This is a genomic window from Arsenophonus nasoniae DSM 15247, assembly GCF_000429565.1.
Lineage (GTDB): Bacteria > Pseudomonadota > Gammaproteobacteria > Enterobacterales > Enterobacteriaceae > Arsenophonus > Arsenophonus nasoniae.
Genome location: NZ_AUCC01000023.1, coordinates 14,806 through 40,435, shown reverse-complemented (window position 1 = coordinate 40,435; position 25,630 = coordinate 14,806). Strand labels below are relative to the sequence as shown.

The window sequence follows — 25,630 nt, the reverse complement described above, 5'->3', positions numbered from 1 at the left end:
AATACTGACCCGTACCAATGTATTTTATGTGGAAACCGATTGCGGTTTATGAGTGCGGAAAAAGGAATACACGCCGTCACTTTACTGTCAGAAAGGCGGGATAAAATGGTCAAAAAACGATGGTTACAAACCGCAGCCTAGGAGCAGTGTGCCTATTATTAGGTTTTTAGATGATAATTTAACCGAATTACTGTTCTCATGGTTAATCAACGAGAAAACTGTCTGAATTTAATAGAAATATTGAGTTCAAAACACCTCCATTAATGCCTTACTGTATTGATTGAGATTCCTAACCATCAAGCTTAGCGCGGAAAAACTGACAATCACACTCATTAATATCAATAAAAAAGGTAAAATATATTTTTTCATCATATCATCTGTTATCCAAAAAGATCGCTATTATTTTTTAGTAATCCCTCAACCTGACGATCAACTTTAATTTTAATTTCATGTTCAATTTTGACATTCATATTAATATTTATTGGTTTATCCGGTGTTGCTACCTCTAACCGGACACAACTTGTTAATAAAAATGCTCCTGACAACATCAGCATATACCAAATTTGCGTTTTCATTACTGGTTTTCACCTTTTTTGATCGAAATATTTTTTTCTAACCAATCACCCAAATTATTACCAAACTGTAAACTGCGCCACAATTGAAAGATATTTTCTTGATGGCAATAATTTAAATGAACTTGCCGATTTTTGCTCTCTAAAGGATTAAAGCCATAAATTTGAGCATTGATGTTAATGTCCCCCAGATTACTCAGGCTAATTTTGGCTTGACTTCGATTTATTTCCAAATAACGTAACCATGCCATAGCAACTCTAGCAGATAAATTATTTTCACCGATAGAATCCACTAACTCTTTTCCTAATCTTAAAGTAATATTGCCTGAATTTGCTAACCACCCTTCTTTCACGATCCAATCGGGATTATCCAGAAAGAAAGGTAATTGGCCACTTATTTTTCCTGACATCGCAACCTGAGAAGAGGTTCTAAGGCGAGTTAATAGTTGACTTAAATCTATCCGATCAATAGTCAGTATGGCTGGTGCTATTTGTGGCCAACGCAACTTAGCCAATCGAACAGCACCGCCTAACAGATCAATGTTAACTTGCCGTAGCTCTAGGGGAAATTGTGCCGTTGCCGGATAATAACCATACAGATCGGCCGCTATATTTTGCATATCAAACAGACTCTTAATCTGTTTGATCCTAATTTTTACTGGCAATTTCGTGCCCAACTGCCAGCGACTATTTTGTAAACGCCACGGTAAAATAAAATCAATCCCATTAATACTCCCCTCTTTTAACCATAATCCAGCATTAGCAACCGACCAATGTCCACCAGCAATCACTCCTTGACCTCGTGCTACCGAAAACGCCGCTTGAGCATAAAAATTACCTTCTCGCAAAGTGATAGCCAAATCTGGCGGGATCAAAGATTGAAAAGCTAAGACACTCTGCTTTTGCCAACGGGCATTTCCGCGTAATCTCACGCCATCCCAACGAATAAAAAATGGAATCGGACCGATTTGTTGTGCTGAGAGTGCACCGGTTAATTGAAAATCAGCTGGATTGTGGCCAATTAATTTAGCTGAGATTGTTGAGGCAGGCAAAAAGCTCTCATTACCAAACTGTATTCTATCAGTATGTAAAATAAGTTCACCGGCAAAGTTAGCTTGTTTAGCATCGCGTTGCCATTTCAATGGTTTTAAAAGTGTTAAACGGGGTTGAATCATATTGAGCGTGCCATACTGAATTTTATCAAATCCGGTATTCAATCTGTTTACAACCAGTAAAGAGTTAATCCAGTAACCATCACCACTAAGATCCCAATTAGCTTTAAGGGGATGCAATTGGGCATTTCCCCAATAATGCCATCGCCATTGACCTTGGTCTGGTTTAAAATTATTGGCTTGACCATCAAAATGTAATTTTACTTTACCCCAATAACTATCTGTTGTCGTTGCAATTGCTTGCAAACGACCTGTTACGCCTTCCGCCGTCAAATAAGTACCCGCTAGTGGCAAACGTAGTTCGTTAAGAGTTAATGTTTTATTTATCTCGCCATACATTCGGATTAACGATGATGGTAAAAAAGTAATACGCGGCGAGAGCAATGGTCCAGAAACTAAGCTTGGTACTCGCATATCAATAATCAGATCATTAATCTTAATCTGTCCCATTAAATGAAATGGAATATGACTATTTAGCCAATCTAATTTACCCTGCTCAACAACAAGCACTAAATTAGCTTTGCCTTTTCCCCCGGTTGTCAGCATATTAGCGCGACCACTAATACGCATATTGGTTAAACTGTCACGCCAATTAGCTAGCTGAAAATCAATTTTTCCTGATAATAATTGATCACCATTTTGCCAACGCCACTTTCCTTCCTTAATAGTCAAATTCTGATCATCTAATTGCCAAGGCAGATCGAGCAATGGCCTTTGCGACTGTTGTTCTGTTAATTGCAAAGTGCCTGAGCCATTTGACCAACTTAACTGCCCAACTAGCGGTTTAGCGTAGTGATTAGTGATTAAAGTTGCGTCAATTTTTCCATGTTCTGGTATTAATGTTGCATTCAATGGTAGCGCGACATTACCGGTTAAATTAACCGTATCTCCATTCAATCGAAGAAAAAAATGCGTTATATTGAAATAATCTGCCGCTGTTGTTCGTGCGACAAGTTGTATATTTTCACCTTGATAATTGATATCTAACCGATGACTTGGGCTTACTTGTAACTGAAGTTTTCCAGCTAAAAATGGCCAAGGCTGTAAAACGAATTGCTCAATAGTTAATTCTAATGCCGGAATTGCTGTTAGGATCTGTTTTATATCTATTTCAGCTGGAGCGGTTTGATTATCTTTTAACTGGGATAAGCAATTATTATCACTCACTAAAGATTGAGTATGAATTATCCATTTTGTTGGCCATTTAGCCCTAGTAGAAGCGGTTAATTGATTTACCTTGATCCATTCACAGTTGCCTAATGTGACTTTAATATCGGCCACCACAATTCCTTTACCTGTGATTTTTGGTACAGACAATGACAGTATTGCACCTTTAGGTAGCCATAGTTGACTGACTCTAGGTAGCCAATGAGGTATTGAAAGCCAGCTGATAAGAGTAATAAAAAGTAAGGTAATGAATAGCAAAATAATATATTTTATTAATTTAGGCATTCTACTATTCCTTTGTTTAGCTCAAGCTTACTAAAACCATAATAATGGATTTTTAATATTCATCCATCATATTGATACTTGATCACCTGCGTTAAGCATAATATCAACAAATTTTTATCCATCAATTCATATTATTCTCTATTTGTGCCATTCTATTAACAGCCAGCATATTTATCGCTACAGGTGCAAAAGTGATACTCATTTTATATTGGAGCCTGCAATGAAAGTCGTTTCTTATAGTACAAAACAATACGACCGCATCCATTTCGATCAAATCAATAAACAGGGTAATTTTAATTTTGATATTGAGTACTTTGATTTTCCACTCACACCACAAACCGCTAAAAATGCCGCTGGCGCTGATGCTGTTTGTATATTTGTTAATGATGATGCCAGTCGCGCAGTCCTAAAAGAGCTGGCGAAGCTGGAAGTCAAAATTTTAGCTTTACGTTGCGCCGGATTTAATAACGTCGATTTAGCGGCAGCAAAAAAACTGGCTATTCAAGTCGTGCGCGTACCCGCCTATTCTCCCGAGGCTGTTGCTGAACATACGGTGGGTTTGATGCTTTGTCTAAATAGACGTATTCACCGTGCTTACCAACGTACTCGAGATGCCAATTTTTCACTGGAAGGATTAACCGGTTTTAACATGCATAATCGTACCGCTGGCATTATCGGTACAGGTAAAATCGGTTTAGCGACATTACGTATTCTTAAGGGTTTTGGTATGAAATTACTAGCCTATGACCCCTATCCAAGTGAGGCAGCATTAAAACTTGGTGCTAAATATGTTGATTTAGATGCTTTATTAAAGCATTCAGATATTATTAGCCTTCATTGTCCATTAACAAAGGAAAATCATCATTTACTTAACGAACAATCCTTCAATAAAATGAAAGACGGGGTTATGGTGATTAATACCAGCCGCGGCGGTTTAATTGATTCTAATGCTGCTATAGAAGCGCTAAAAAAACAAAAAGTTGGCGCCTTAGGTATGGATGTATACGAAAATGAACGTGAGCTATTTTTCGAAGATAAATCGAATGATGTGATCCAGGATGACGTTTTTCGTCGTTTATCTGCCTGCAACAATGTTCTATTTACTGGCCACCAAGCTTTTTTAACCGAAGAAGCACTCAATAATATTAGCGAAACAACCCTACAAAATATCAAACAAATCGCGAAAGGAAAGCCGTGTGCTAACAAAATTGAAGCTTAATTTTTTACCGTAGATTATTGGCAAATGACGGCTTAATCGCACTCATTTGCCGATAATAACAGCATAAGTTCTTAACATAAATTTTGCGATACTTGTTTAGCACTTTTTTTATTAGCTAGCGCTTTTACTATAAATATTTTTAAACAACATGAAACTAATAATCCGATAAACATGATCACCGCAAAAATCATCATCATTGTTATATAACTTCCCGTTTTACTATGTAACAAAGATGCCAACGAAGAACCGGTTATACCTGCAATCGCCCAAGAGGTTAAGATATAACCATGGATTGCACTAACTTGTCGCGTACCAAATAAATCACCAATATAGGCGGGTAACGTAGCATAACCACCACCGTAACAGCTGGCAATAAAATATAATATACATTGAAATATTACGATACTGTTTATTGCAGGTAAAAAATAAAAAGCAATAATTTGACCAATAAAAAATAGGATATAAGTACTAGGCCGACCAATAAGATCCGAAAAATATGCCCAACCAATTCGTCCTAAACCATTAAACAATCCAAATATGCCAACAATACCACCTGCAACCACTGCCGATACTCCCGTAATTTCCTGCGTCATAGGGGATATCACCGAAATTAAGGCGATACCACACAGAATATTAATAAACATCATTAACCATAATCCGTAAAAATGGCCATGTTTTAACCGCTTCATTGGCCATCATTGGAAAAAGTCCATTACGTAATTTGTTTTTAGGTTGCTTACCCATTTTTAATTCTGTTTGCAAAAATTTGCCATCATTGGCAGGTACTTCTAGATACAATGCAGAAAATAACATAACCACCGCGCAAATAATGGCTAGCACTGCGAACGTTGCTGAAACACCTAATGTTGGTATGGTAAATGGTAGTATAAGGTCAAAATTAAGAATTGAAATAATTTGCCCGCCACTTATCATAATGGCCATAATTGGCGCCCCCAAGAACGCACCCAATCCGAATCCCATTATTGCTAAACCCGTTGCCAATCCTCGCCGATCTGGAAACCATTTCATCAATGTTGCTACTGGTGTCACATAACCAGTTCCTAAACCTATTCCACCAATAATGCAAAATAGATAAACAAGCCACATGCGTAATGTATTGTCAGCAATAAAATCTGAGGTTACCAAACTAATTCCACCCTGACCTATTGCCCATAAAACACATGCTACTAAACCGGAAAAACGCGGTCCTCTTTTCTCAACAACATGTCCTATCATAGCGGCAGAAATGCCCAAACAAAAAATCGACAAACCAAAAGGAATGCCAGCCTGAAACTCACTCCAACCAAATTCATCCATGAAAGGGGCTTTAAATACACTCCAAGCATAAATAATACCTAAAGAAGCATGAATACCAACAGCAGAAAGCGCAATACCCCAACGATTTTTCATTTCATTCCTTATTATCATAATTAATAATGAAATTATCTTACCGCGTTACTATAAACATAAGATGATCTAACTCATTAAAAATGATAATGATTTTTGCAATGTAATATTTTAATTCCTAGATTGCCCTAATAGTTAGACATTGATAATTAATGGCTTATTTTTACGGCAAAAATGAGTGGAAATGTGAGGTTGCTGATAAGATAATGTAATAAAAAATATTAATGAATTAATTTTTCAAGCCGTATTTCTCCATTTTGTAAATTTTCAACCGGCATCCAACCCAGTTTTTGATAAAAACCACAGGCACGGCTTGCCGCATCAGTCGTTAACCAAATTTTTTGTGTTGTTGAAAAAGAAATGTTTCCGCTTTGATCAATAAAGTTTTACCAAAACCTTGCCCTGCAAACTCAGGACGAACAAATAAAGCAAAAATACTGCCTTGCTGCCTATCGGCCATAGAAAAGCCGATAGGATTGCCAGCCATTTCAGCAATCCAAGCACAAGGAGCCGCCAGCAAAATATCGCGTAATGTGTCAGGCGTAATTCCTTTATCAGTAAGTTGTTTTCTTGAAAGATGATTTTCTTTTACACTGGTTCGAATAGCAAAAAGTGACGCAATATCATTAACATTAGCTAATCTTACAAATTGCTCTAAATTATGGTTTGTCATTTTTTCTCTAACATCAAAGGGTATTGATAATATGCTCTTCCCAATCCATCACTTCAATTTCTCTAACCGCAATATGCCGAACGGATATTTTGGCCTGATGCATGGCTAATTTTGAACCGGTTTTTAATGGATGCCAGGCTGGCAACGATTTTCCTTCAGCAATTAAACGATAGGCACAAGTGAGCGGTAACCAACGAAAGGTAGCCAAATTATCCCGTGTTAGTTTGATACAATCGGGTTCATAACGAAATCTTTCTGCATAGTGTTTGCACTGACAGGTTTTAAGATTTAATTGTTCACATGCCACGTTGGTGAAATAAATTTCATCAGTATCTGCATCCAGTAATTTATGCATACAGCATTGCCCACAACCGTCACATAATGATTCCCACTCTTCATCGCTCATCTGTTCTAAGGTTTTGCGCTGCCAAAAAGGTTGAGACATATAAAATAAAAATCCTCTTATTAGATAACACGTGTTTTTAATACACGATCGTTTAAATGAAGGGTAAGTTCGTCATTAACTTTTAATGGGCCAACACCTTTAGGTGTGCCAGTTAAAATAACATCACCTGGGCGTAAAGTAAAAAAACGCGATATATAACTGATCAAAGGTAATATGGCTGTCAGCATATCAGCGGTATTTCCTTCCTGCCGTATTTGGTTATTAACCAATAAACTTAAACGCGCTTTTTGAGGGTCATCAAACTCATGAGCAGCAATAAATCCAGATATTGGACACGCGCCATCGAAGGCTTTAGATTTTTCCCATGGCTGGCCAGATGCTTTTAATGTTTGCTGTAAATCACGTAAGGTCAAATCAAGTGCTACCGCAAACCCTTTAATTGCTGTTTTAATTCTCTCTAGATCATTTTCCTGCTTTAATGTTGTACCAATCAAAACGGCTAACTCGATTTCATGATGTACCGTCCCTAGCCCTTTTGGCAGCAAAATGGGTTGTGCGATATCACAAAGCGCAGTTTCCGGCTTAATAAAAATGACCGGCTCTTTATGCTGCTTCCCGCTCATTTCTTGCACATGTTCAGCATAATTACTACCTACACAAACCACTTTATTAGCCGATACATCAAGTAAAGCTCCCTGCCAATCATGATGCTAATACATAAACTTACTCCTATTTATTGTTCGCTATACTCAATTTATTATATTTGTTGAGCAATACCGTCAGCCATTAAACAAACAGATAATGAAAAATAGTAAGAGCGATTCCAATGCATGATAGTACGAAAATTATCTGTCACCAGATAGATCCTGCCTTGTGGATCTTTTGGAATAATTAACCAAGTCGGTGTAGTTGACGCTAAATTAGCCATCACAGGAACTTCCACGCCAAGTTTTTTCCATTGCTCAATGGATTTACCGTTTTTCTTTACCCCTGCCAAACCAATATCGAAACCTGCTGGTAACTTAACCTGGGTACCCCAAGGTAAATAGGTTTGCCAGCCTTCATATTTAAGATAATTGGCAATTGAAGCAAAAACATCTGCTTTGTTGTGCCAGATATCAATCTGACCATTACCACTACCATCTATAGCATATAGTAGAAAAGAAGCAGGCATAAATTGCGTTTGTCCCATTGCACCGGCCCAAGAACCTTTTAAACGACGGTTTTTCGGCACATACCCATTGTCCATAATTTTCAGTGCAGCCATCAGTTGTTTACTAAAAAAACGTTCTCGACGGCCATCAAAAGATAGCGTTACTAATGCGAAAATGACATCTTCTTGTCCTTGAATTTGACCAAATTTACTCTCTAATCCCCAAAGCGCAACAATATATTGCACTGGAATACCAAACCGCTTACTCGTTATATCCAATTGATGCTTATTATTATGGTATTGCTGTACTGCCATGCTGATACGTGATGATGGTAAAACTTTTTGTAAATAATTTTCTAAATTGACGCTAGCACGCCTTTCCGGTTGTCTACGATCTGCGGCCACTATTCGCTGAACAAAATAAATATTGGCAAAAGCCCTTGCAATCGTTGCTTCACTTATGCCTCGCTACCTTGCCATTTGCTTTAAATAGGCAACATAAGCTGGAAATTGAGCCAGGCTACGTTTTTTTTCACTGGATGGCGCAGCTATTACTTGCGGTACTGATATTAATAAAACCACTTTAGGCAGCATTGCTATGAGCAAATCACCTATCAATAAGAAACTACCAATAACTACATAAATAAGTTTGAGTCTCATACAGATAATCCTCAAAAATTTTTAATTCAGTATTATCTTATTTTTGCTCTGCCAGTAGTTGAGTTTCCAATTTATCAATTAGGTAGCCATAATCTTCCATCATATTTTCAACTGGAGGCGGAAACTGGAGATAATAACCAACCTCGATGAGTTCCCTTTTAACCCTGTCAATATCAGCATTGGCTAATTTTTGGCGTTCTGTCAAACAGAGGGTCATGACAAATCGGGGAGTACCAAATTGCTCTAATAATGGTTTAGGAACTCGTGAAAAATTGTCTTTTTTTTCTACAAAAAGATAAGTTTGTTCTTTTTTTGCACTACAATAAACTACACAAAACATTCAATTTAGCTCTTTTTTATTAACATGTTTGACTTGCCGGACTAACTAAGTAACTATAACATAATATTGTATTTCCTAATATCATCATCCAAAATTCCACTATGGATCAGTTCAATATGCTGAGTCGAATTCAGATGGCACAATCATCAATCGAACTAAAAGGCAGTAGCTTCACTCTCACCGTTCTTCATATTCATGATGAAGATCCTGAGGCTATTAAAAAAGCAATTCAGGAAAAAATTGACCAAGCGCCTGAGTTTTTGAGAAATGCCCCTGTTGTTTTCAATGTTACTGGTCTATTAAATGCAAATACTATTTTATCTTGCTATAAAATTATTAGTGAGGCAGGTTTAAAGATAGTTGGTGTCAGTGGATGTACCAATACCAAATTGCGCCAAGCGATTACTGATATTGGTCTACCTTTACTTAGTGAAGGCCAAAATCAAAAAACACAAAATAAAAAAACTGCCAATATAGCTCCCACTGAACATGGCAAGACCCGTATTATTACCACCCACGTTCGTTCAGGGCAACGCATATATGCCGCTAATTGTGATTTGATTGTTAACGCTAATGTTAGTGCTGGTGCTGAATTGATTGCTGATGGCAATATACATATTTATGGAATGATGCGAGGTAGAGTTCTTGCCGGCGCATCTGGCGATAATAATTGTCAAATTTACTGTACCCACTTACAAGCTGAATTAGTTTCTATTGCTGACCAATTTTGGTTAAGTGAACAAATTCCTGCTGATTTTATAGGGAAAGCAGCTAGACTTTGTTTGGTAAATAATGAATTGACGATTGATAATATCATTTAGACCTTATTACAGGAATGACTCCATGGCACGCATTATTGTTATAACCTCGGGTAAAGGTGGCGTAGGTAAAACCACATCCAGCGCAGCCATTGCTACCGGCCTGGCCCAGAGAGGGAAAAAAACCGTTGTGATCGATTTTGATATTGGTCTGCGTAACCTCGATTTAATTATGGGATGCGAACGCCGCGTAGTATATGATTTTGTAAACGTGATCCAAGGTGATGCTACGCTCAATCAAGCACTTATTAAAGATAAACGGACTGAAAATCTTCATATACTTCCCGCTTCACAAACGCGTGATAAAGATGCATTAACACGCGAAGGGGTTGAAAAAGTGCTAAATGGACTGAAAAAATTAGATTTTGAATTCATTATCTGCGATTCGCCCGCAGGCATTGAAAGTGGTGCATTGATGGCACTTTATTTCGCCGATGAAGCAATTATTACCACCAACCCTGAAGTCTCTTCTGTTCGTGATTCAGATCGCATTCTTGGTATCATCGCTTCTAAATCACGCCGTGCAGAAAGTGGCGAAGAACCCATCAAGGAGCAACTTTTGCTTACCCGTTATAATCCAGGTCGTGTCACCCATGGTGATATGCTGAGTATGGAAGACGTACTTGAAATTCTCTGTATCCCACTTATTGGTGTGATCCCTGAAGATCAATCCGTATTACGTTCTTCTAACCAAGGAGAACCTGTTATTCTTGATCCTAAATCCGATGCAGGTAAAGCATACAGTGACTGCGTTGACCGAATTTTAGGTAAAAATCGCCCTATTCGTTTTATTGAAGAAGAAAAAAAAGGCTTCTTAAAGCGCTTGTTTGGAGGATAAAACATGGCCTTATTAGATTTTTTCCTGTCGAAAAAAAAATCAACGGCCAATATTGCCAAGGAAAGGCTACAAATTATTGTTGCCGAACGCCGACGTAATGACTGTGGGCCGGCTTACCTACCCGCAATGAAACGTGATATTTTAAAGGTAATCTGCAAATATGTCCAAATTGATCCGGAAATGCTTACGGTACAATTTGAACAAAAAGATGATGATATCTCGGTTTTAGAGTTAAATGTAACTTTACCGGAAATGGACGAAAAAAAATAAATTTGCCAGTTTTTAACACCAAAGTGCCCATCAATAGTGATGGGCATGTAATATAATAATTTAAAAATAAATATCTTTTCACTTGATTATTATCGTTCCACTACCTGCGTTTATCATTTCGTTAGTAAAAAAATTTCCGTTAATAAAATCATCTGCCATTATTTTTCCTCTATTAACGATGCCATAATTTTTTTTTGGCTTGCCTTAAAATCTCAGATTGACTTACTACCTTATTATTAAACTGATAATCTTTTGTTATACGATGAATGACTTCGCCAATATGTCTTATTTTATAAACATTAAAATAAGGAATTAATATCTATCTCACCTTCATTTCTAAATGAGCCAACCGTTACATAAATATTTATTTCATTGGCACTTATTTGGCTACCTTTTTTTACTTGAAATTTTGAATAACCAAAATCATCAACTAACCAAGGTTTGAAATACGCTAAATTATTGTGTGTATTTTTATTATTGATATGATCATATTTTATAAAAAATGGCATGCTACCAGTTCGATAAGTTATGCTGTTTGCTTTAATTTGCGTATTAGCATTAATAATATTATTATAGGCTAATACTTCAACATCCTTAATATTTTTAAAATTAATATTTCCCGAAAAACGCATTGATTTATTCATTGATTGAATTAATTTAATATCACCTATTTTTTGATATTGCTCACTATTAATTTTTCCTACAGCAAGAGTAACACGGTCAGTACCGGAAAATGAACAACTTATACAATTAATTCCTACTGGGTTTGCAATAATAATAGCAGCTTTTGAGCCTAAAATAGCTAATTCGCCAAAAAGCCGAGTTTTTTCTTTACTAGCAATTTCAGCAATAATTAGCTTAGCGCTATGTTCAATATTATTATTGAAGTAAATGCCCTTTTTACCTATATCCATTTTGTTAAAAAAATATGTGATACCCCTATATTATCAACAGGATTAATATTAATAACGGGTTTTAGCTTATTAGCACAATCAGGTAATAAATTATTTAATTTACTATAATCTTTATATTTTGTAATATTGGCGGTAGAATTTTTTATATTATTTTTATCAATAATTATATATGTTCCCTCATTTCTGTATTTATTATTATTTTTTGATTTTTTATCTTCAATTACTAGTTTTGATTTTACAAGATAAAATTGATCTGCATAAATATCAAAAGCCATAATGACCATTATTATAAATATTAATGTTTTTTTCATTGCATCCTCTTCATTAAGATAGTGATGATAAAATAATATTATTTATATTTTTATAAAAATTTATTTTAATTAATAGAAAGAGAAATACAGAAAGGAAAGATATTTTATCTCTAATATTTCAAGATATCGGTTTAAATTAATTACACGATATCTTATACAAATTTAATTCAATATTTATTACGGACTAATTAACCGATTTGTTCTTCAATGTATATCTACACGTTAACAATATAATGCTAATAATTGTTTCAAAGGGTTAGTTAATAGTTGACCACGCCATCCAGCAAGCAGATCGGGTGTATTATGGCTCTTTTTTAATCCCCAATGAATTGCCAATAACTGATTAATTTGACGTCGTGAGGCTAATAACTCAGTATTCAATTTTTGTTGCTCACTAATTTGTTTGGTTAATGTTTTAACTGCCATAAAAGCTTCTCGATATTTAGGGTGATCGATAAGATGATAAAGTGGCTGTGGACACGCTTTTTCTTCAAGGGCATGACACTGGGTAACGATTTGCAATAAATCCTGTCCATGGCATCGGATCTCTTGTCCTGTTAGCCCTATTGTCTGTAGTTCCGTTAAAGAGTTAGGTAAGTAACGCGCTATTTTCCACAGATGCTCTTCTCTAACAACAAAATTGATCGCCAGATCACGCCGACGAGCCTGGTTAAGACGCCAGGCAGCTAATTGCTTAAGACAAGCCAGCTGTTGAGCCCGCAGTTGCCAACTATTTTTGATACTTTTATATGCTTCTGCCGGGGTTAATATCTCTTGCCGACGTAATAAAATACGCTGGCATTCATCTGTTACAGCCGGTAGATAGCCTAATTTATCAACAAGCTGTTGTAGTTTTTCAGCTAAAGGCAATAAAAAAAACACATCAGCGGCCGCATATTGACACTGTTTATCACTCAACGGCCGAACAAGCCAGTCTGTACGTGATTCACTCTTATCTAATGCAATGGTTAAATACTTATTTACTAAGCTAGCAAATCCGCTTGAAATTGGATGGCCAACAAATGCTGCCATGATCTGTGTATCTAACATCGGTTGTGGCACACAAGCTAAATGATGAAAAAATACTTCTATATCCTCACTACCGGCATGTAAGATTTTAGTAACTTTGCCATCGGTTAATAAATTTTTAAACGGCTCCATGTTAGTAATGGCAATAGGATCAATTAATGAAAGTTGCTCACCATCATATAACTGAATGAGACTAAGCTGTGGATAATAAGTTTTTACCCGCACAAATTCTGTATCTAGTGCTATTTTGCTAGCTTTAGATGCTGCTTGACAAACTTCTTTAAGTTGAGCATCTGTCGTAATCAAGTGATAATTCAAAACGTCTTTCTCTTTATGATTTATTTTTAACAACATCGGTTTAGCTCACCACGCAACCGATGCTGTTTTTCTAATTAGCTAAATTAACTTTCAACTGTCTGTGTTATTTAATGATTTTCTGCGGAATTTTGATATTTTTTCTGCTCTTCTTCTCTTAATTGTCGCCGTAATATTTTACCTACATTTGATTTGGGTAATTCAGTACTACGAAATTCAAAAAATTTAGGTACCTTATAAGCGGTTAAATATTGACGACAAAATATTTTTAATATCATCGGCAGTCAGATTCGGATCACTTGCTACCACAAAGACTTTTACTGCTTCACCGGTATTTTCATCTATCACGCCAATTGCTGCATTTTCAATGACTTTGGGGTGATTAGAGATAACTTCTTCAATTTCACTTGGATAAAAATTAAAACCAGAAACCAAGATCATATCCTTTTTGCGATCAACAATTTTGATAAATCCTTTTTCATCGATTGTTGCAATATCACCGGTTGCTAACCAACCATCCTGCAGCACTTCGTCAGTCATAATAGGAGAGCGCCAGTAACCCTTCATGACTTGAGGACCACGCACCAACATCTCACCAGGCTGACCAATTGGAACTTCATTACCATTGTTATCAACAAACTTAACATCAGTAGAAGGCATAGGAAGACCAATACTACCATTATATCGATCTAAATTGTATGGATTAACTGTTACTAATGGCGAGCACTCAGTTAAGCCATAGCCCTCCAGTAAACACTTGCCCGTTATTTGTTGCCACTCTTCTGCCACCGCCTTTTGTACCGGCATTCCACCACCGATAGAAACATGCAAATGTGAAAAGTCAAGCTTTCTAAATTCTTCATTACGTAACCAGGCATTAAATAATGTATTAACGCCTGTAATGCCAGTAAAAGGATAACGGGCAAGTTCTTTGACCGTTGCTGCAATATCCCGCGGATTAGTAATTAGTAAATTTGTCCCACCAATCTTAACAAATAATAAACAATTTACGGTTAAGGCAAAAATATGATACAGCGGCAGCGCCGTCACAATAATTTCTTTACCTAACTGCATAGCTGGCAGGTAAGTTGCTCTGCCCTGCTCAACATTTGCCAACATATTATAATGGGTAAGCATCGCCCCTTTCGCTGCACCAGTAGTTCCACCGGTATACTGGAGAAAAGCCAAATCTTCGCCAGAAATTTCAGGTTTGACATATTGCATACGATATCCCAATTGCATAACACGGCGAAAAGAGATCGCTTGTGGCAAATAATATTTAGGTATCAAACGTTTTATATATTTAACAACAAAATCAACAATAGTTGCTTTTGGCCGAGAAAGTTGATCGCCTAAACGTGTCAGAATGACATGTTTAACTTTTGTATTAAAAACCACTTTTTCTAATGTATGGGCAAAATTTGATACGATGACAATTGCAATAGCCTCACTATCATTGAGTTGATGTTCTAATTCTCTTGGGGTATAAAGCGGATTAACATTAACGACAACCATACCTGCACGTAAAATACCAAAAAGTGCGACTGGATACTGTAATAAATTGGGTAGCATAAGCGCAATACGATCACCTTTTTGCAGACCTAAACCATTTTGTAAATAAGCCGCAAACGCTCGACTGCGTTCTTCCAACTTACGATAGGTCATTATTTCACCCATATTAATAAAAGCAGGGCGATCTGCATATTGAGTAACCATATTTTCTAATAAGTCTGCTAATGATGTTTCAGATACCGGTGCTATTTCTGCCGGAACATCTGATGGATAATTTTTTAGCCAGATTTTTTCCACTGTAATACTCCTGATTTGAAACTAAGTGAAGTAACCGACAAAAATTAATTTGTTAACAAAATACTAACTCAGCATACTAGTTTGAGAACCGTTCTATATTAATGCTGAGATATGTATCACTATTTAATTTCAAATCTCGAATAAGTTTAAGCTAAGCTAACTTATCAGTTGCTATGTTTTGATTAATTTTCAGTTAATTATAAAGGCTAGCAAAATAATTATATATAATATTAATTATAAACTGCTTGGCTTTTATCGAAAACCTAAATACCTTTTACCTTTTTTAGTGCCCAACAGCTCTGAGTAGCACGGCAAAATTTTACTCAACATAAAAACTAGTCAGGGTAAATATAACAAAATATTTACCCTGACTAATTAATAAAAATAACAGTTATTCGGTTAGATAAGTGCGTATTTCAGCCTCACCAACAGGATAACCCCAAGGCCCCCAATTCCAATAATAAGGCGAATTAGGATAATTTGGATACCATGGCGATCCATATCCCCAACCGGAAGGTGGTAATACAACTGATTGCATTTGATTCCAACGTTGATAACCTGACACCGAAATTTTGACATACTGATAGGAAACTAAATCAATTTTTCCTAATTCAATGCCAGTAATTGTCCCAACAACCGTAATATAGCGCCCATTAAAATCGGATGGCTCTAAAAAACGGCCGATATAGGCATATATACGTCCTACTGATGGTGTATTTAATCTTGGTGCAGCATCATATTTACTTAATGGCATCACTGCAATTTCAAGCCGAGTTTGGTTATTACTGTTTAAAACAGAGATCACCTTACCACCAAAGCGCCCTTCTTGACCAATATAAAGCTCAGGAGCCTCGCGCACTGCTGATAAATTTTCAACCGGTGTTGGCGTGGTTCCTTTAATTGAAGCAGGAATAGAGACACACCCAGTTAAGAAAACAACACCAGCCAACAGAGCAACCTTTGTGGCAACCTGGTAGTTTAACTTTATTTTCATAAACCACCTCTTTAAACGGCATAATAATTTAAAACAAGTATCAACGACCGGGTAATTTTTTCCAACTAACCTCATTACGTAAATAAACCGGCTGGGCCTCTTCAACCTTAACTGTTTTACCTTTTTGCCACGCTTGTAAGGCTAAAAGCAACATATCTTGCGCATCCGGTAGATAAATACTACTTTCCAATAAATTTAAATTTGTCGTTCTTAATATAGGATAGGCTGACCAACCTGTCCCGGCAATAGCCCACTGCCCACTTAAACCATTTATTTTAGTTAAAAACTGTTCTGGCTTAAGTACTGCTTCAGTCTCTTCACCCTGCCAAAACCCATCTGGTTTAAGTTGATAACAAGCAGAATAAATTTCTCCCATTCTTGCATCTATCGCGACTAATACTTTTTCTACGCCGGATTGACGATAAGCACCTTGCGCCATCGTTAACAGAGAAGAGATGCCGATCATTGGCAAATCAGCCCCAAATGCTAATCCCTGAGCAATACCGACAGCAATACGAACGCCGGTAAAACTACCTGGACCACGCCCAAAAGCTAAAACATCGATATGTTGTAAATTCAATTGTGCATTAATAAGACACTGTTCTACCATCGGCAATATTTTTCTGGTGTGCTCACGTGGTGAAACGGCATATTGAGTAAAAATTTCACCATCGCGCAACAATGCGACAGAACACGCTTCAGTGGCCGTATCAATCGCTAATATATGGGTTGCCATATTTTAGATCCTGGCTATTTTGATGACCAAATAATTGCTAATACTAACATATTTTGTTGAATAAAATGGTATCAGCAAGAAAAAAGCGGTATGTTATCGCCACTATTTATTTAATTAGTTGATGGCGTTTTTGCTAAAAAGTTAATTACCACTTGTAAACTACGCGTTCTAGGCGAAGGTGGTAAACTATTCAAAAAAACTTCACCATAAGGTCGCGAGACTAAGCGTTTATCACAAATAATAATCACTCCAGAATCATTAACATCACGAACTAACCTGCCAATCCCTTGCTTTAAATTAAGCACCGCATCAGGCAATTGAACATCATAAAACGCATTGCCACCATGTAGTTGGCAATCTTGCATACGCGCTCGCAATAATGGTTCATCTGGCGAAGTGAAAGGCAATCTATCAATAATGACACAAGAGAGAGCATCACCCTTAACATCAACCCCTTCCCAAAAACTGTTGGTTGCTATCAACAATGCATTACCTGCTGCGGTAAATTGTGACAACAATCGTGCTTTACTGGTTTCTCCCTGCATCAAAACAGGTAAGTTCAAACATTCACGAAACATGGCTGTTAATTCACGCATCATATGAAGTGACGTACATAAAAAGAAACAACGTCCTTGATTATGCTCAATAACTGGTTTTAGCATAACAACTAATTGCTCAGCAAAGTCAGCTTGATTTATGTCTGGCAAATAACGCGGTACACAAAGTAATGTTTGGCGTTGATAGTCAAATGGACTCGGTAAGATTAAACTATTGGCTTTTTCTAATCCTAAACGTTGGCTAAAATAACTTAGTTTATCACTGACTGCTAGCGTAGCAGAAGTAAAGATCCAGCTGCCTTTTTCCGTCGTTATCATATCATGAAATTTATCCGCCACCGTTAAGGGTGTTAATGCTAATAAAAAATGGCGACCAAAACTTTCAAACCAATAACTAAAACCAGGGATAGTTGTTTCTTTCAACCGATTTAAACGATTACAATAAGTCGTTGTTCGATCAAAAATAGCATCCAAAGCGGCAGAACGACCCAGCGATAGTTTTATCACTTCGTAGCTAAATTCCAACGCATCTTCAAGACGCTACAACGCACTACTAACTGACTGTTGATTAAGTAATTGTTGCAAATCCCCTCTAAATCCATTTTCACCTAACATTAATCGAAAATCTAAAGTAGCCTAGCTAATACTATCGGCACACTTTTGTAATTGTATCTGATCACGAATTTCAGTTCGGTAAACGAGGATAATATCACAAGCAAGGTCAAATAACTGACGGCTACTGAGCTGTTGGCCAAAGTATTGACTGGCAATATCAGGGATCTGATGCGCCTCATCAAAAATAATTACCTCCGCCGACGGAATTAACTCGCCAAATCCAGTATTTTTTACGACCTTATCCGCCATAAATAGATGGTGATTAACCACCACCACATCAGCTTCTAACGCTTTTTTGCGTGCCTTAAGCACAAAACAACGCTGATAATAGGGGCAATGGCTACCGATGCAATTATCATTAGTGCTGGTCACTAATGGCCAAACAGCGCTGTCCTCTGCTACCTGATGACAATGACTGATATCACCATCCTCCGTTTCTATTGCCCAACTACGTAGGCGAACAATCTCTGCAATCATTTCAGCAATAAGTTGTTCTCCCGCTAATGATTGCTGTTCAAGCCGCTCCAAACACAAATAATTAGCACGCCCTTTTAACAAAGCCACATGGCCTGAATAGGCTAAAGCGGCTTTAATAATCGGTAAATCACGATAATAAAGTTGATCCTGCAAAGTTTTTGAGCCTGTTAAGATCACGACTTTTTTATTAGAACGTAAGGCCGGTACTAAATAGGCATAAGTTTTACCCGTTCCTGTACCGGCTTCAACCACAAGCGTCTGTTGAGATTGAATTGCCGTCGTAATGGCGCGAGCCATTTCAATTTGCGCATCACGTGGTCGAAATCCAGGGATGGCATCAAACAGTGGGCCTTTAATAGAAAAATCGTCTAACACTTTAGTCTCATTATTTAAATTAGCGAAAATATTTTACTCATGCCTGGTTAGTGGTAATAAAAGCTCACTTTGTACGATTTATTATTAAATAAACGTATTACCATGACAAAAAATAGATTTTAGTAGACAATATAGCAATGACTTTATGTTTAAAAATCAGGAATAATGATGTCTATTCAATATATTGATCCAGAAAATCGCTGGTCAGAAGCGACCTTATTTAACAATACCCTCTATTACACCAGTGTTCCTGAAAATCTTGAGGGTGATATTATTCAACAAACAACTAGCGCGTTGCAGGCTATCGATAATATTTTAACCCGAGTTGGTTCAAATAAAAGTAAGATCCTTGATGCAACTATCTTTCTCGCTGATAAAGCTGATTTGGCGGGTATGAACCAAGCCTGGGATAGCTGGGTTGTACCGGGTAAAGCGCCTGTTCGCTGTACAGTGGAAGCTATTTTAATGAATCCTAAATATAAAATAGAGATCAAAATTGTTGCTGCAATCGCGGATAAATAATCTTAAAGGCCTTTAATAGAGCCTGCCAGCCGGCTCTATTGCTTAATAAATATAAATTAACATAATGTTAAATAGAGAAATAACTTTATCTTAGTTATGTTGATAAAAAAAAGAGTGAGCAAGTTGCTGATAACCGCCTTTTTCGCTATCACAAATAGGCGCTCTATTGATGTAAGATAAAGTCGGTGAAAGGATTAATATAACCATAAACATCAATAGCGAAATCAGCTATATCATCATTATTTACAGTTATCAGGACTCTACTCCATTGACTTACTGGCTCGTAAGTGATTTTTATTTGGCCCGGCTGGCCGTTAAATTGATTAACAAAAGTCAGGGAACTTTGGCCATTAGAGTTATCATACAAATTTTTATTTAGACAAGACAGGTCAATTTTATCTTCTCCTGTTTGAAAATCCATGATCCTATCAGATGCACCCACGGTTGAATCTTCAAATGACAGATAAACAAAAGTATTTCTTTCTACTGGGCCAGTTATCGATGGTAAGGAATGCGCTTGCTGGTCACTATTTTCTACGCTATTAGTATAATAACTGTAAAACGGAGGCAAATTGGAAGAACGATTATTTGTTGCTATCATCTGCCTTACTGTTTCATCTCTACCCCAAAGTATGTCTTGCCCTAAACCGCCATAAATAATATCTTCGCCAGCACCACCTTTAATTATATTATCAACACTATTACCAATTATAGTGTCTTGGCCATAACCACCGAACGCGTTTTCAATAACCGTATTTTTAGCAATTGAGACATTCTTTATCCATCCACCCACATTTGAAAAGGTACCCGCATTTAAATTAATTAGTTGAAGTTTAGAGTAACCAGAAAAGTCTAATGTATCATTACCGCCTGCATCCCATACTGAGAAAATACAACCGATACGTGGGTCGCTAATTGTGTACCAATCTTTATTGGTAGTAGAATTAAAACCATAGACATCATCACCGGTTCGTGTGCGCATATTCGCGCCATACAACGCTTGAACAGCAGCAATATCATCGATAAGTGGCGCGGATGCATAATGACCGTGAAAATTACCGCCAGTATGATATTCTGACCAATAACTCATGACACTAAACTGACGGCTATCTTCTTCATAAGGTGCATTGGCCGAATAACTCAGTGCACTATCTGTATTTCTAGTCCATTTAAGTGTCTGGGTTTGCTGATCAATTGATGCCCAATTGTAGTCGCCTGGGTGGGAAAGCCCTATTGCATGACCTATTTCATGTACCAGAACCAATCGACCGTAATTTCCCGGTTGAGGATCTAAATTTTCAGGGTGATCCTCGGCATTAAACCAACATTGTCCGGCCTGTGCTCCGCTCTGGGGTAAATATGCAAATGCCTGACCTTGCATGCTGTGAAAATTACCAAAATTAATATTTGTTGTTTGCGTGGCATCTTCAGTAAAAGTGATATTAGCCACATCAGCCCAGCTATCCAGTGCAATTCTTGCCTGTTGCTGCTGTTTTTCGGTTAGTTGGTGGTAACCAGTATAATATTCTTGCCATCGACTAAAGGAATAAGTAACGGCCGCAGGTTGCCCAATTTGCTGTTCACTATTCCAGGTGGCCTGTTGACGTATAATTTGTTGCCCGGCTTGATCAATATCATAAGAATCCTTCCACATGGTCTCTTTATCTTTGCCACGTTTATTTTCACGCAAAGCATTATTTACCCATTGCGATATATCTGAGACTTGAAAAGGTGGTAGGGTTTGAGACGATGATGATGATATTAATACCGTTCCATTCTGTTTAAAATAGGTATGTGACCCAGTTATTACCGTCATAATTATTCTGGCTCTTTAATAAATATTGAAAAAATAAATAATTAATTAAATTTATGCTTGTTTTTTTATTTTTCCAATTTTAGTTGTAATTTCTCGATTTTTTACATTAAGAGCGGCCGAATTAATTCGGGACAATAAATAGCTTTGGCCGTTAAGATTTAAGGTACAAAGGAACCAATCAACATCAAATACTTATCATGGCGACACTAAACAAATCAGCTACCTATATCATCAATGATCACCACATGAAAGGTAGCTATTTTGATACGTCATTAGACATTATTAACATGTTCCAAGCAATAATCTCGCCTCCTCACATGAAGTAACGAGGCAAGATATCTGTTTCATTATCATCAAATGTAAGAGCTGAATCAGTAGCCGTAGCTGATGCAACAGTTGGTATTGTATTCGCCACACTATTCAACAACGTATTGGAACCTTTACTCAGTGTGGTACTAGAACCTGTACTCAGCGTGGTACTTGTAGTATTAGAACCTGTACTCAGTGTGGTATTCGAACCTGTATTCAGTGTGGTAACTGTTTCAGTGGGTTGACTGGTTACTTTCTTGTCCGTAATAACCGGTTCACCCGGTTGGTTGGTTGCGTAACCACGGAGCCAGTTGCCGGCTTGGTGCCGGTTACCGTTGTATCCGTCACCACCGGTTCACCCGGTTGATTGGTTGCCGTTTCGGTTGGCTGCGTAACCACGGATCCGGTTGCCGGCTTGGTACCGGTTACCGTCGTATCCGTCACCACCGGTTCACCCGGTTGATTGGTTACCGTTTCGGTTGGCTGCGTAACCACGGATCCGGTTGCCGGCTTGGTACTGGTTACCGTTGTATCCGTCACCACCGGTTCACCCGGTTGATTGGTTGCCGTTTCGGTTGGCTGCGTAACCACGGATCCGGTTGCCGGCTTGGTACCGGTTACCGTTGTATCCGTCACCACCGGTTCACCCGGTTGATTGGTTACTGTTTCGGTTGGTTCTTTGATATCAGGTTCGGTAGGTTGCTTCTTATCATTATCAGGAAAAATTACATCTACCACTTGATAGAAACTATTACTCGTATCAGCAATCTGCCAAACACCATAAATGATATGATAACCAATACGATCAACAGGCACTTCACAAATTATGCTAACGTCTGCTTTGGGTATTGCCCCGCCATCATATTGGGTACAGAAAGGTTTTAAATCGAATGCTGCACGGGTTAATGGTACATTAGGATTCCAACCATTTTTGGTAATATAATAACGCCAATTAGCTGTACTGTGTCGAGCTGTAAGATACCAGGAAAAATTATTGTCTCCCACGTGCATCTGAGTTTTATGCCATCTATTTTCACCCGCTTCATCTAACTTAGCAAATCTTTGAATACCCCCACTGGCTAATTTACCATCTATTGGGAAATTCTTGTCAGGAAATCCGGAGCGTTGTTCTACACTTTGCGGTTCATATTTTATATCACCACAATCTTTATTTATTCCCTGTGCACATTTATATGCTCGGCTTGCTGGCGATTTTATATAGCCATGAGCCCATAGAGTTGAAGATGCCGTTAATATAATGCTCATTATAAAAATTTTTTTTAATTTCATAGGTTTTTCCTATTTAAACATTAAATTAGTTTTATATATTAATTAATAAAATTTTTTGCCAAAAATATTATCATTAACATATTTTCTTTAAAGTTTTTAAAGAAATCCCTATAAAACACACACCAATAAAAATCATTAATCTATGATAAAATTCCACCCTGAAATTTTATTTATTTTATAGAATAATTTTTCATTTAATAATAGTATAGCTCAATTATTTTAACACGAATAATTAATACTATTTTCCTAATAGAATATTTTTTGGTGATTAATTTACTACTGGACGATTGCTATTAGCATAATAAAAAAATATTTTTGATACAACTCATGTCAATCACACAAAGTTAAAAACATACTGATTTATTGTATTAAATTAATGTAGTTCATCCGCTGTATAATTAATAAAAAATCACAAACCATCTAAAATAAAAAAGCAATTTAATTTATTATTTATAATATGAAAAATCCTGACCATTATAATAACTTTATAGTCAGGATTAATTATGATACTGATTGGTATTTTATTTTGTTATAATAGTGCAGTTATTTTTATTTATTGATATTGAATTATATGCTTTAGCATGCAGTTATTGTCATTAAAAAATCCCAGCTAGGATTTTGATCACTACCTTCAAACAGTGGTTCTAAAAGCAATTTAAGTCCACTATTGGTGTTATATTTGAAATCAATAAGTTCAACTTTGCCCGTGTCTTTATTTTTTGCAGATGTATAGCTGCCGGTAATTAAGTCATTACCATTTGGATTATCTTGTGTACTGATTGCAAAATAGAAAGAGGCAGATTTACCGTCCTCTATGGTGTACAGCTTAAGTTGGATTGGGCCGTTATCTTTTTTGGGTTGCGCAATAAAATCGTGTCCAGGTTTATCACTTCCATCCCTATGTATTTTTACGTTAAACCCTTGCCAAATATTTAAAGCATGATCATAGACTGCCATACCTACATTATAGTGTTTAAAACTAATATTACTATTCTCTTTTGCTTGTATATATATTTTTTCCATCGGTAATGTCCTATTTAAAATTCATTTATTAGTAATTGCATACATAAGTCAAAATAATTCAAACCTTTCACATTAGTTTATTTTATTATTGAACTGACACATTTATTATATTATAAATAAAGAGTTACAAAACATATTATTACTTATTTTTAAGGAATATAAATAAAAAAGAGTAGCAATCTCATTTATAAAAAAAATAAACAAAGAAAAAATATTATAATAAAATGACATTATTATTTTTTATAAATATTAAGATATAAATCAATAGATAACCATTTGGAATGATATGTAATAACAAATAAAATAGTTGATAAATAGGCATGATAAATAACAATCCGATTTTTTATCCATTTAAAGTATGGAAAAAATATTTTGATTAAAAAATTGAGAATAAATAAAATTTATTAAATTACTAAATAATTGAAGTCTTGACCTTCCAATAAAAATCGGTTAGAGCAGAAAATAACTTGTTAAACCTGTGTAAATAATTGCTCTTCAATCACCTTCCCTCAGATGAATTTTAATACTAATTTTGCCTATCAAGTATTAATTAATATAAATAACCCCTCAATGATGGGGTTATTTATTATTAAAAAGGTCGATATATAGACAGCGATAAAAAATTCTTTAGCACACTCTATTGGCAATCACTAAACTATGTTCTGTCCTGGCAGGTGAAATAGGATTATGCCAGTTTGATAACAACCATCCCAGTGATTAATAAAATAATACCACCCCAACCTTTATAATTTAACCGTTGATTAAATAAAATCCAACCGGCGGCAACCGTGGCTACCACACCAAAAGCTCCCCAAAGTGCATAAGCAATGGAAAGTTCAATACCCTTTACCGCTACTGCTAATGCACTAAAGGCACCCAAAACGGCAATTAAAGATAAGACGCCAATCCAAAGTCGCTTAAATCCATTTGAAAACTTTAAAAAAATATTAGCTACTATTTCTAAAACAACGGCTAGAAACAGAAAGGCACCATGCCACCATTGATATTCTGCTAACATATTATGCCTCCTTTACGACTTTAGTCATTCTATTTAATGGCATTTTTGGCGTGATTTTTTTTTCCTGCTTGATCGCCTGTAATGAACTTGCTTTTTTTGTACCCGATTTTATAAGCGCTATCCCCACAATAAGTAACGCTAATCCAATAATTTTCATTGGCGATAATGATTCATTAAATAACAGAACACTAAATGCTGTTATAAAAATGACCCCAATACCTTCCCAGAGAGCGTAAGCCACTCCAAGAGCAACTTTTTTTACCGCCATCGCCAGTAATATATAAGATGACGCAATCATAAAATACATTACCAATAAACCAGTCAGATCACCGCTGACGCTGGAATGTTTCATTGATAAAGTACCAATAACTTCTGCGACAATTGCTAATGCTAAAAATATCCAATAAATCATTATATTCTCCTGTTATTGACAATCATCAAAGCAATAGATAAATACCTAACGTGGTAATAACTCAGTGATGATTTAAATTAAAAACCAATTATCGATAAAACCGATTAGCGACAGGAGACGCTACAAAG

At 36.5% G+C, this 25,630-nt stretch carries 24 protein-coding genes and 4 pseudogenes; 6 read left to right on the top strand and 22 right to left on the bottom strand.

Going from position 1 to position 25,630, the window contains the following annotated elements; translation table 11 throughout:
* Positions 1-141 (top strand): annotated as a pseudogene (locus G468_RS25295) (IS91 family transposase); the annotation flags it as partial.
* Between the two features lie 239 nt (positions 142-380).
* Here G468_RS25295 and G468_RS0107275 read toward each other — a convergent pair.
* Together G468_RS0107275 and G468_RS0107270 are read right to left on the bottom strand one after the other, a co-directional pair.
* Positions 381-575 (bottom strand): YnbE family lipoprotein, encoded by a 195-nt coding sequence (locus G468_RS0107275; protein ID WP_026822565.1) that lies wholly within the window; start codon positions 573-575, stop codon positions 381-383.
* Entirely contained in the window at positions 575-3,196 is a 2,622-nt protein-coding gene (locus G468_RS0107270) for a YdbH family protein (RefSeq protein WP_026822564.1), read from the bottom strand. Before G468_RS0107270 ends, G468_RS0107275 begins: the two co-directional genes overlap by 1 nt.
* Positions 3,197-3,416: 220 nt before the next feature.
* Here G468_RS0107270 and G468_RS0107265 point away from each other — a divergent pair, with 220 nt between their 5' ends.
* A complete protein-coding gene (locus G468_RS0107265; RefSeq protein WP_026822563.1) occupies positions 3,417-4,415 on the top strand; it encodes a 2-hydroxyacid dehydrogenase in 999 nt (332 codons plus the stop codon).
* Between the two features lie 71 nt (positions 4,416-4,486).
* Here the strand turns inward: G468_RS0107265 and G468_RS24450 are convergent, their stop codons facing one another.
* The 8 genes and pseudogenes from G468_RS24450 to G468_RS0107235 form a co-directional block, all read right to left on the bottom strand.
* On the bottom strand, positions 4,487-5,062 hold the full coding sequence (locus tag G468_RS24450; protein WP_210409108.1) for an MFS transporter: 576 nt from the start codon (positions 5,060-5,062) through the stop codon (positions 4,487-4,489).
* Positions 5,049-5,825 (bottom strand): MFS transporter, encoded by a 777-nt coding sequence (locus G468_RS24445; protein ID WP_210409107.1) that lies wholly within the window; start codon positions 5,823-5,825, stop codon positions 5,049-5,051. Before G468_RS24445 ends, G468_RS24450 begins: the two co-directional genes overlap by 14 nt.
* A gap of 325 nt (positions 5,826-6,150) precedes the next feature.
* Positions 6,151-6,495 (bottom strand): GNAT family N-acetyltransferase, encoded by a 345-nt coding sequence (locus G468_RS20060; protein WP_210409106.1) that lies wholly within the window; start codon positions 6,493-6,495, stop codon positions 6,151-6,153.
* A gap of 13 nt (positions 6,496-6,508) precedes the next feature.
* A complete protein-coding gene (locus tag G468_RS0107250) occupies positions 6,509-6,940 on the bottom strand; it encodes a YcgN family cysteine cluster protein (RefSeq protein WP_026822562.1) in 432 nt (143 codons plus the stop codon).
* Between the two features lie 20 nt (positions 6,941-6,960).
* Positions 6,961-7,611 (bottom strand): annotated as a pseudogene (locus G468_RS20055) (fumarylacetoacetate hydrolase family protein); the annotation flags it as partial.
* Positions 7,612-7,658: 47 nt separating this feature from the next.
* A complete protein-coding gene (locus G468_RS20050) occupies positions 7,659-8,516 on the bottom strand; it encodes a lytic murein transglycosylase (RefSeq protein WP_276324664.1) in 858 nt (285 codons plus the stop codon).
* A gap of 6 nt (positions 8,517-8,522) precedes the next feature.
* Entirely contained in the window at positions 8,523-8,714 is a 192-nt protein-coding gene (locus G468_RS24665) for a hypothetical protein (protein WP_246067397.1), read from the bottom strand.
* Positions 8,715-8,751: 37 nt separating this feature from the next.
* Positions 8,752-9,054 (bottom strand): YcgL domain-containing protein, encoded by a 303-nt coding sequence (locus G468_RS0107235; protein WP_026822561.1) that lies wholly within the window; start codon positions 9,052-9,054, stop codon positions 8,752-8,754.
* A gap of 134 nt (positions 9,055-9,188) precedes the next feature.
* Here G468_RS0107235 and minC point away from each other — a divergent pair, with 134 nt between their 5' ends.
* From minC to minE, 3 genes are read left to right on the top strand one after another with little or no spacing between them, the layout of a single operon-like run.
* Positions 9,189-9,875, top strand: coding sequence for a septum site-determining protein MinC (gene minC / locus G468_RS0107230; protein WP_026822560.1), 687 nt, complete (start codon positions 9,189-9,191; stop codon positions 9,873-9,875).
* A 22-nt stretch (positions 9,876-9,897) separates the two neighbouring features.
* On the top strand, positions 9,898-10,710 hold the full coding sequence (minD, locus tag G468_RS0107225) for a septum site-determining protein MinD (protein WP_026822559.1): 813 nt from the start codon (positions 9,898-9,900) through the stop codon (positions 10,708-10,710).
* A gap of 3 nt (positions 10,711-10,713) precedes the next feature.
* Positions 10,714-10,980 (top strand): cell division topological specificity factor MinE, encoded by a 267-nt coding sequence (gene minE / locus G468_RS0107220; protein WP_026822558.1) that lies wholly within the window; start codon positions 10,714-10,716, stop codon positions 10,978-10,980.
* 299 nt (positions 10,981-11,279) lie between these two features.
* On the opposite strand, the gene G468_RS0107210 is transcribed toward minE, so the two are convergent.
* From G468_RS0107210 to G468_RS20040, 7 genes and pseudogenes are all read right to left on the bottom strand, one after another.
* On the bottom strand, positions 11,280-11,894 hold the full coding sequence (locus G468_RS0107210; RefSeq protein WP_026822557.1) for a filamentous hemagglutinin N-terminal domain-containing protein: 615 nt from the start codon (positions 11,892-11,894) through the stop codon (positions 11,280-11,282).
* Positions 11,885-12,205, bottom strand: a complete 321-nt coding sequence (locus G468_RS0107205) for a hypothetical protein (protein WP_026822556.1) — start codon at positions 12,203-12,205, stop codon at positions 11,885-11,887. Before G468_RS0107205 ends, G468_RS0107210 begins: the two co-directional genes overlap by 10 nt.
* A 222-nt stretch (positions 12,206-12,427) precedes the next feature.
* Positions 12,428-13,552 (bottom strand): ribonuclease D, encoded by a 1,125-nt coding sequence (gene rnd / locus G468_RS0107200; RefSeq protein WP_026822555.1) that lies wholly within the window; start codon positions 13,550-13,552, stop codon positions 12,428-12,430.
* A gap of 107 nt (positions 13,553-13,659) precedes the next feature.
* Positions 13,660-15,358, bottom strand: a pseudogene (fadD, locus tag G468_RS20045) (long-chain-fatty-acid--CoA ligase FadD).
* 391 nt (positions 15,359-15,749) lie between these two features.
* Positions 15,750-16,352 (bottom strand): Slp family lipoprotein, encoded by a 603-nt coding sequence (locus tag G468_RS0107190; RefSeq protein ID WP_026822554.1) that lies wholly within the window; start codon positions 16,350-16,352, stop codon positions 15,750-15,752.
* A 40-nt stretch (positions 16,353-16,392) separates the two neighbouring features.
* Complete coding sequence (gene tsaB, locus G468_RS0107185; protein WP_026822553.1) at positions 16,393-17,088, bottom strand: tRNA (adenosine(37)-N6)-threonylcarbamoyltransferase complex dimerization subunit type 1 TsaB; 696 nt, start codon at positions 17,086-17,088, stop codon at positions 16,393-16,395.
* Between the two features lie 110 nt (positions 17,089-17,198).
* Positions 17,199-19,112: pseudogene (locus tag G468_RS20040) on the bottom strand (ATP-dependent DNA helicase).
* 168 nt (positions 19,113-19,280) lie between these two features.
* On the opposite strand from G468_RS20040, the gene G468_RS0107175 reads away from it, so the two are divergent.
* Entirely contained in the window at positions 19,281-19,634 is a 354-nt protein-coding gene (locus G468_RS0107175) for a RidA family protein (protein ID WP_026822552.1), read from the top strand.
* A 163-nt stretch (positions 19,635-19,797) separates the two neighbouring features.
* On the opposite strand, the gene G468_RS0107170 is transcribed toward G468_RS0107175, so the two are convergent.
* From G468_RS0107170 to mdtJ, 5 genes are all read right to left on the bottom strand, one after another.
* Entirely contained in the window at positions 19,798-21,450 is a 1,653-nt protein-coding gene (locus tag G468_RS0107170; protein WP_051296990.1) for a M10 family metallopeptidase C-terminal domain-containing protein, read from the bottom strand.
* 558 nt (positions 21,451-22,008) lie between these two features.
* Positions 22,009-23,049 (bottom strand): lytic polysaccharide monooxygenase, encoded by a 1,041-nt coding sequence (locus G468_RS22860; RefSeq protein ID WP_071846858.1) that lies wholly within the window; start codon positions 23,047-23,049, stop codon positions 22,009-22,011.
* A 576-nt stretch (positions 23,050-23,625) separates the two neighbouring features.
* Positions 23,626-24,072 carry a hypothetical protein gene (locus tag G468_RS0107160; RefSeq protein ID WP_026822550.1) on the bottom strand — a complete coding sequence of 149 codons (447 nt, stop codon included), beginning with the start codon at positions 24,070-24,072 and terminating at the stop codon, positions 23,626-23,628.
* A 685-nt stretch (positions 24,073-24,757) separates the two neighbouring features.
* A complete protein-coding gene (gene mdtI, locus G468_RS0107155; protein ID WP_026822549.1) occupies positions 24,758-25,090 on the bottom strand; it encodes a multidrug/spermidine efflux SMR transporter subunit MdtI in 333 nt (110 codons plus the stop codon).
* 1 nt (position 25,091) lies between these two features.
* Positions 25,092-25,502, bottom strand: a complete 411-nt coding sequence (gene mdtJ, locus G468_RS0107150) for a multidrug/spermidine efflux SMR transporter subunit MdtJ (RefSeq protein WP_026822548.1) — start codon at positions 25,500-25,502, stop codon at positions 25,092-25,094.
* Positions 25,503-25,630 lie beyond the last annotated feature (128 nt).

Coding starts and splice junctions, on each gene's coding strand:
- G468_RS0107265 (WP_026822563.1), top strand. CDS start 3,417: ATGAAAGTCGTTTCTTATAGTACAAAACAATACGACCGCATCCATTTC.
- G468_RS24450 (WP_210409108.1), bottom strand. CDS start 5,062: ATGATGTTTATTAATATTCTGTGTGGTATCGCCTTAATTTCGGTGATA.
- G468_RS0107175 (WP_026822552.1), top strand. CDS start 19,281: ATGTCTATTCAATATATTGATCCAGAAAATCGCTGGTCAGAAGCGACC.
- G468_RS0107270 (WP_026822564.1), bottom strand. CDS start 3,196: ATGCCTAAATTAATAAAATATATTATTTTGCTATTCATTACCTTACTT.
- G468_RS24665 (WP_246067397.1), bottom strand. CDS start 8,714: ATGAGACTCAAACTTATTTATGTAGTTATTGGTAGTTTCTTATTGATA.
- G468_RS20060 (WP_210409106.1), bottom strand. CDS start 6,495: ATGACAAACCATAATTTAGAGCAATTTGTAAGATTAGCTAATGTTAAT.
- G468_RS0107210 (WP_026822557.1), bottom strand. CDS start 11,894: ATGGATATAGGTAAAAAGGGCATTTACTTCAATAATAATATTGAACAT.
- minC (WP_026822560.1), top strand. CDS start 9,189: ATGGCACAATCATCAATCGAACTAAAAGGCAGTAGCTTCACTCTCACC.
- G468_RS0107275 (WP_026822565.1), bottom strand. CDS start 575: ATGAAAACGCAAATTTGGTATATGCTGATGTTGTCAGGAGCATTTTTA.
- G468_RS0107190 (WP_026822554.1), bottom strand. CDS start 16,352: ATGAAAATAAAGTTAAACTACCAGGTTGCCACAAAGGTTGCTCTGTTG.
- G468_RS0107160 (WP_026822550.1), bottom strand. CDS start 24,072: ATGGAAAAAATATATATACAAGCAAAAGAGAATAGTAATATTAGTTTT.
- tsaB (WP_026822553.1), bottom strand. CDS start 17,088: ATGGCAACCCATATATTAGCGATTGATACGGCCACTGAAGCGTGTTCT.
- mdtI (WP_026822549.1), bottom strand. CDS start 25,090: ATGTTAGCAGAATATCAATGGTGGCATGGTGCCTTTCTGTTTCTAGCC.
- minE (WP_026822558.1), top strand. CDS start 10,714: ATGGCCTTATTAGATTTTTTCCTGTCGAAAAAAAAATCAACGGCCAAT.
- minD (WP_026822559.1), top strand. CDS start 9,898: ATGGCACGCATTATTGTTATAACCTCGGGTAAAGGTGGCGTAGGTAAA.
- G468_RS0107250 (WP_026822562.1), bottom strand. CDS start 6,940: ATGTCTCAACCTTTTTGGCAGCGCAAAACCTTAGAACAGATGAGCGAT.
- G468_RS0107170 (WP_051296990.1), bottom strand. CDS start 21,450: ATGACGGTAATAACTGGGTCACATACCTATTTTAAACAGAATGGAACG.
- mdtJ (WP_026822548.1), bottom strand. CDS start 25,502: ATGATTTATTGGATATTTTTAGCATTAGCAATTGTCGCAGAAGTTATT.
- G468_RS22860 (WP_071846858.1), bottom strand. CDS start 23,049: ATGAAATTAAAAAAAATTTTTATAATGAGCATTATATTAACGGCATCT.
- G468_RS0107235 (WP_026822561.1), bottom strand. CDS start 9,054: ATGTTTTGTGTAGTTTATTGTAGTGCAAAAAAAGAACAAACTTATCTT.
- G468_RS0107205 (WP_026822556.1), bottom strand. CDS start 12,205: ATGAAAAAAACATTAATATTTATAATAATGGTCATTATGGCTTTTGAT.
- G468_RS24445 (WP_210409107.1), bottom strand. CDS start 5,825: ATGAAAAATCGTTGGGGTATTGCGCTTTCTGCTGTTGGTATTCATGCT.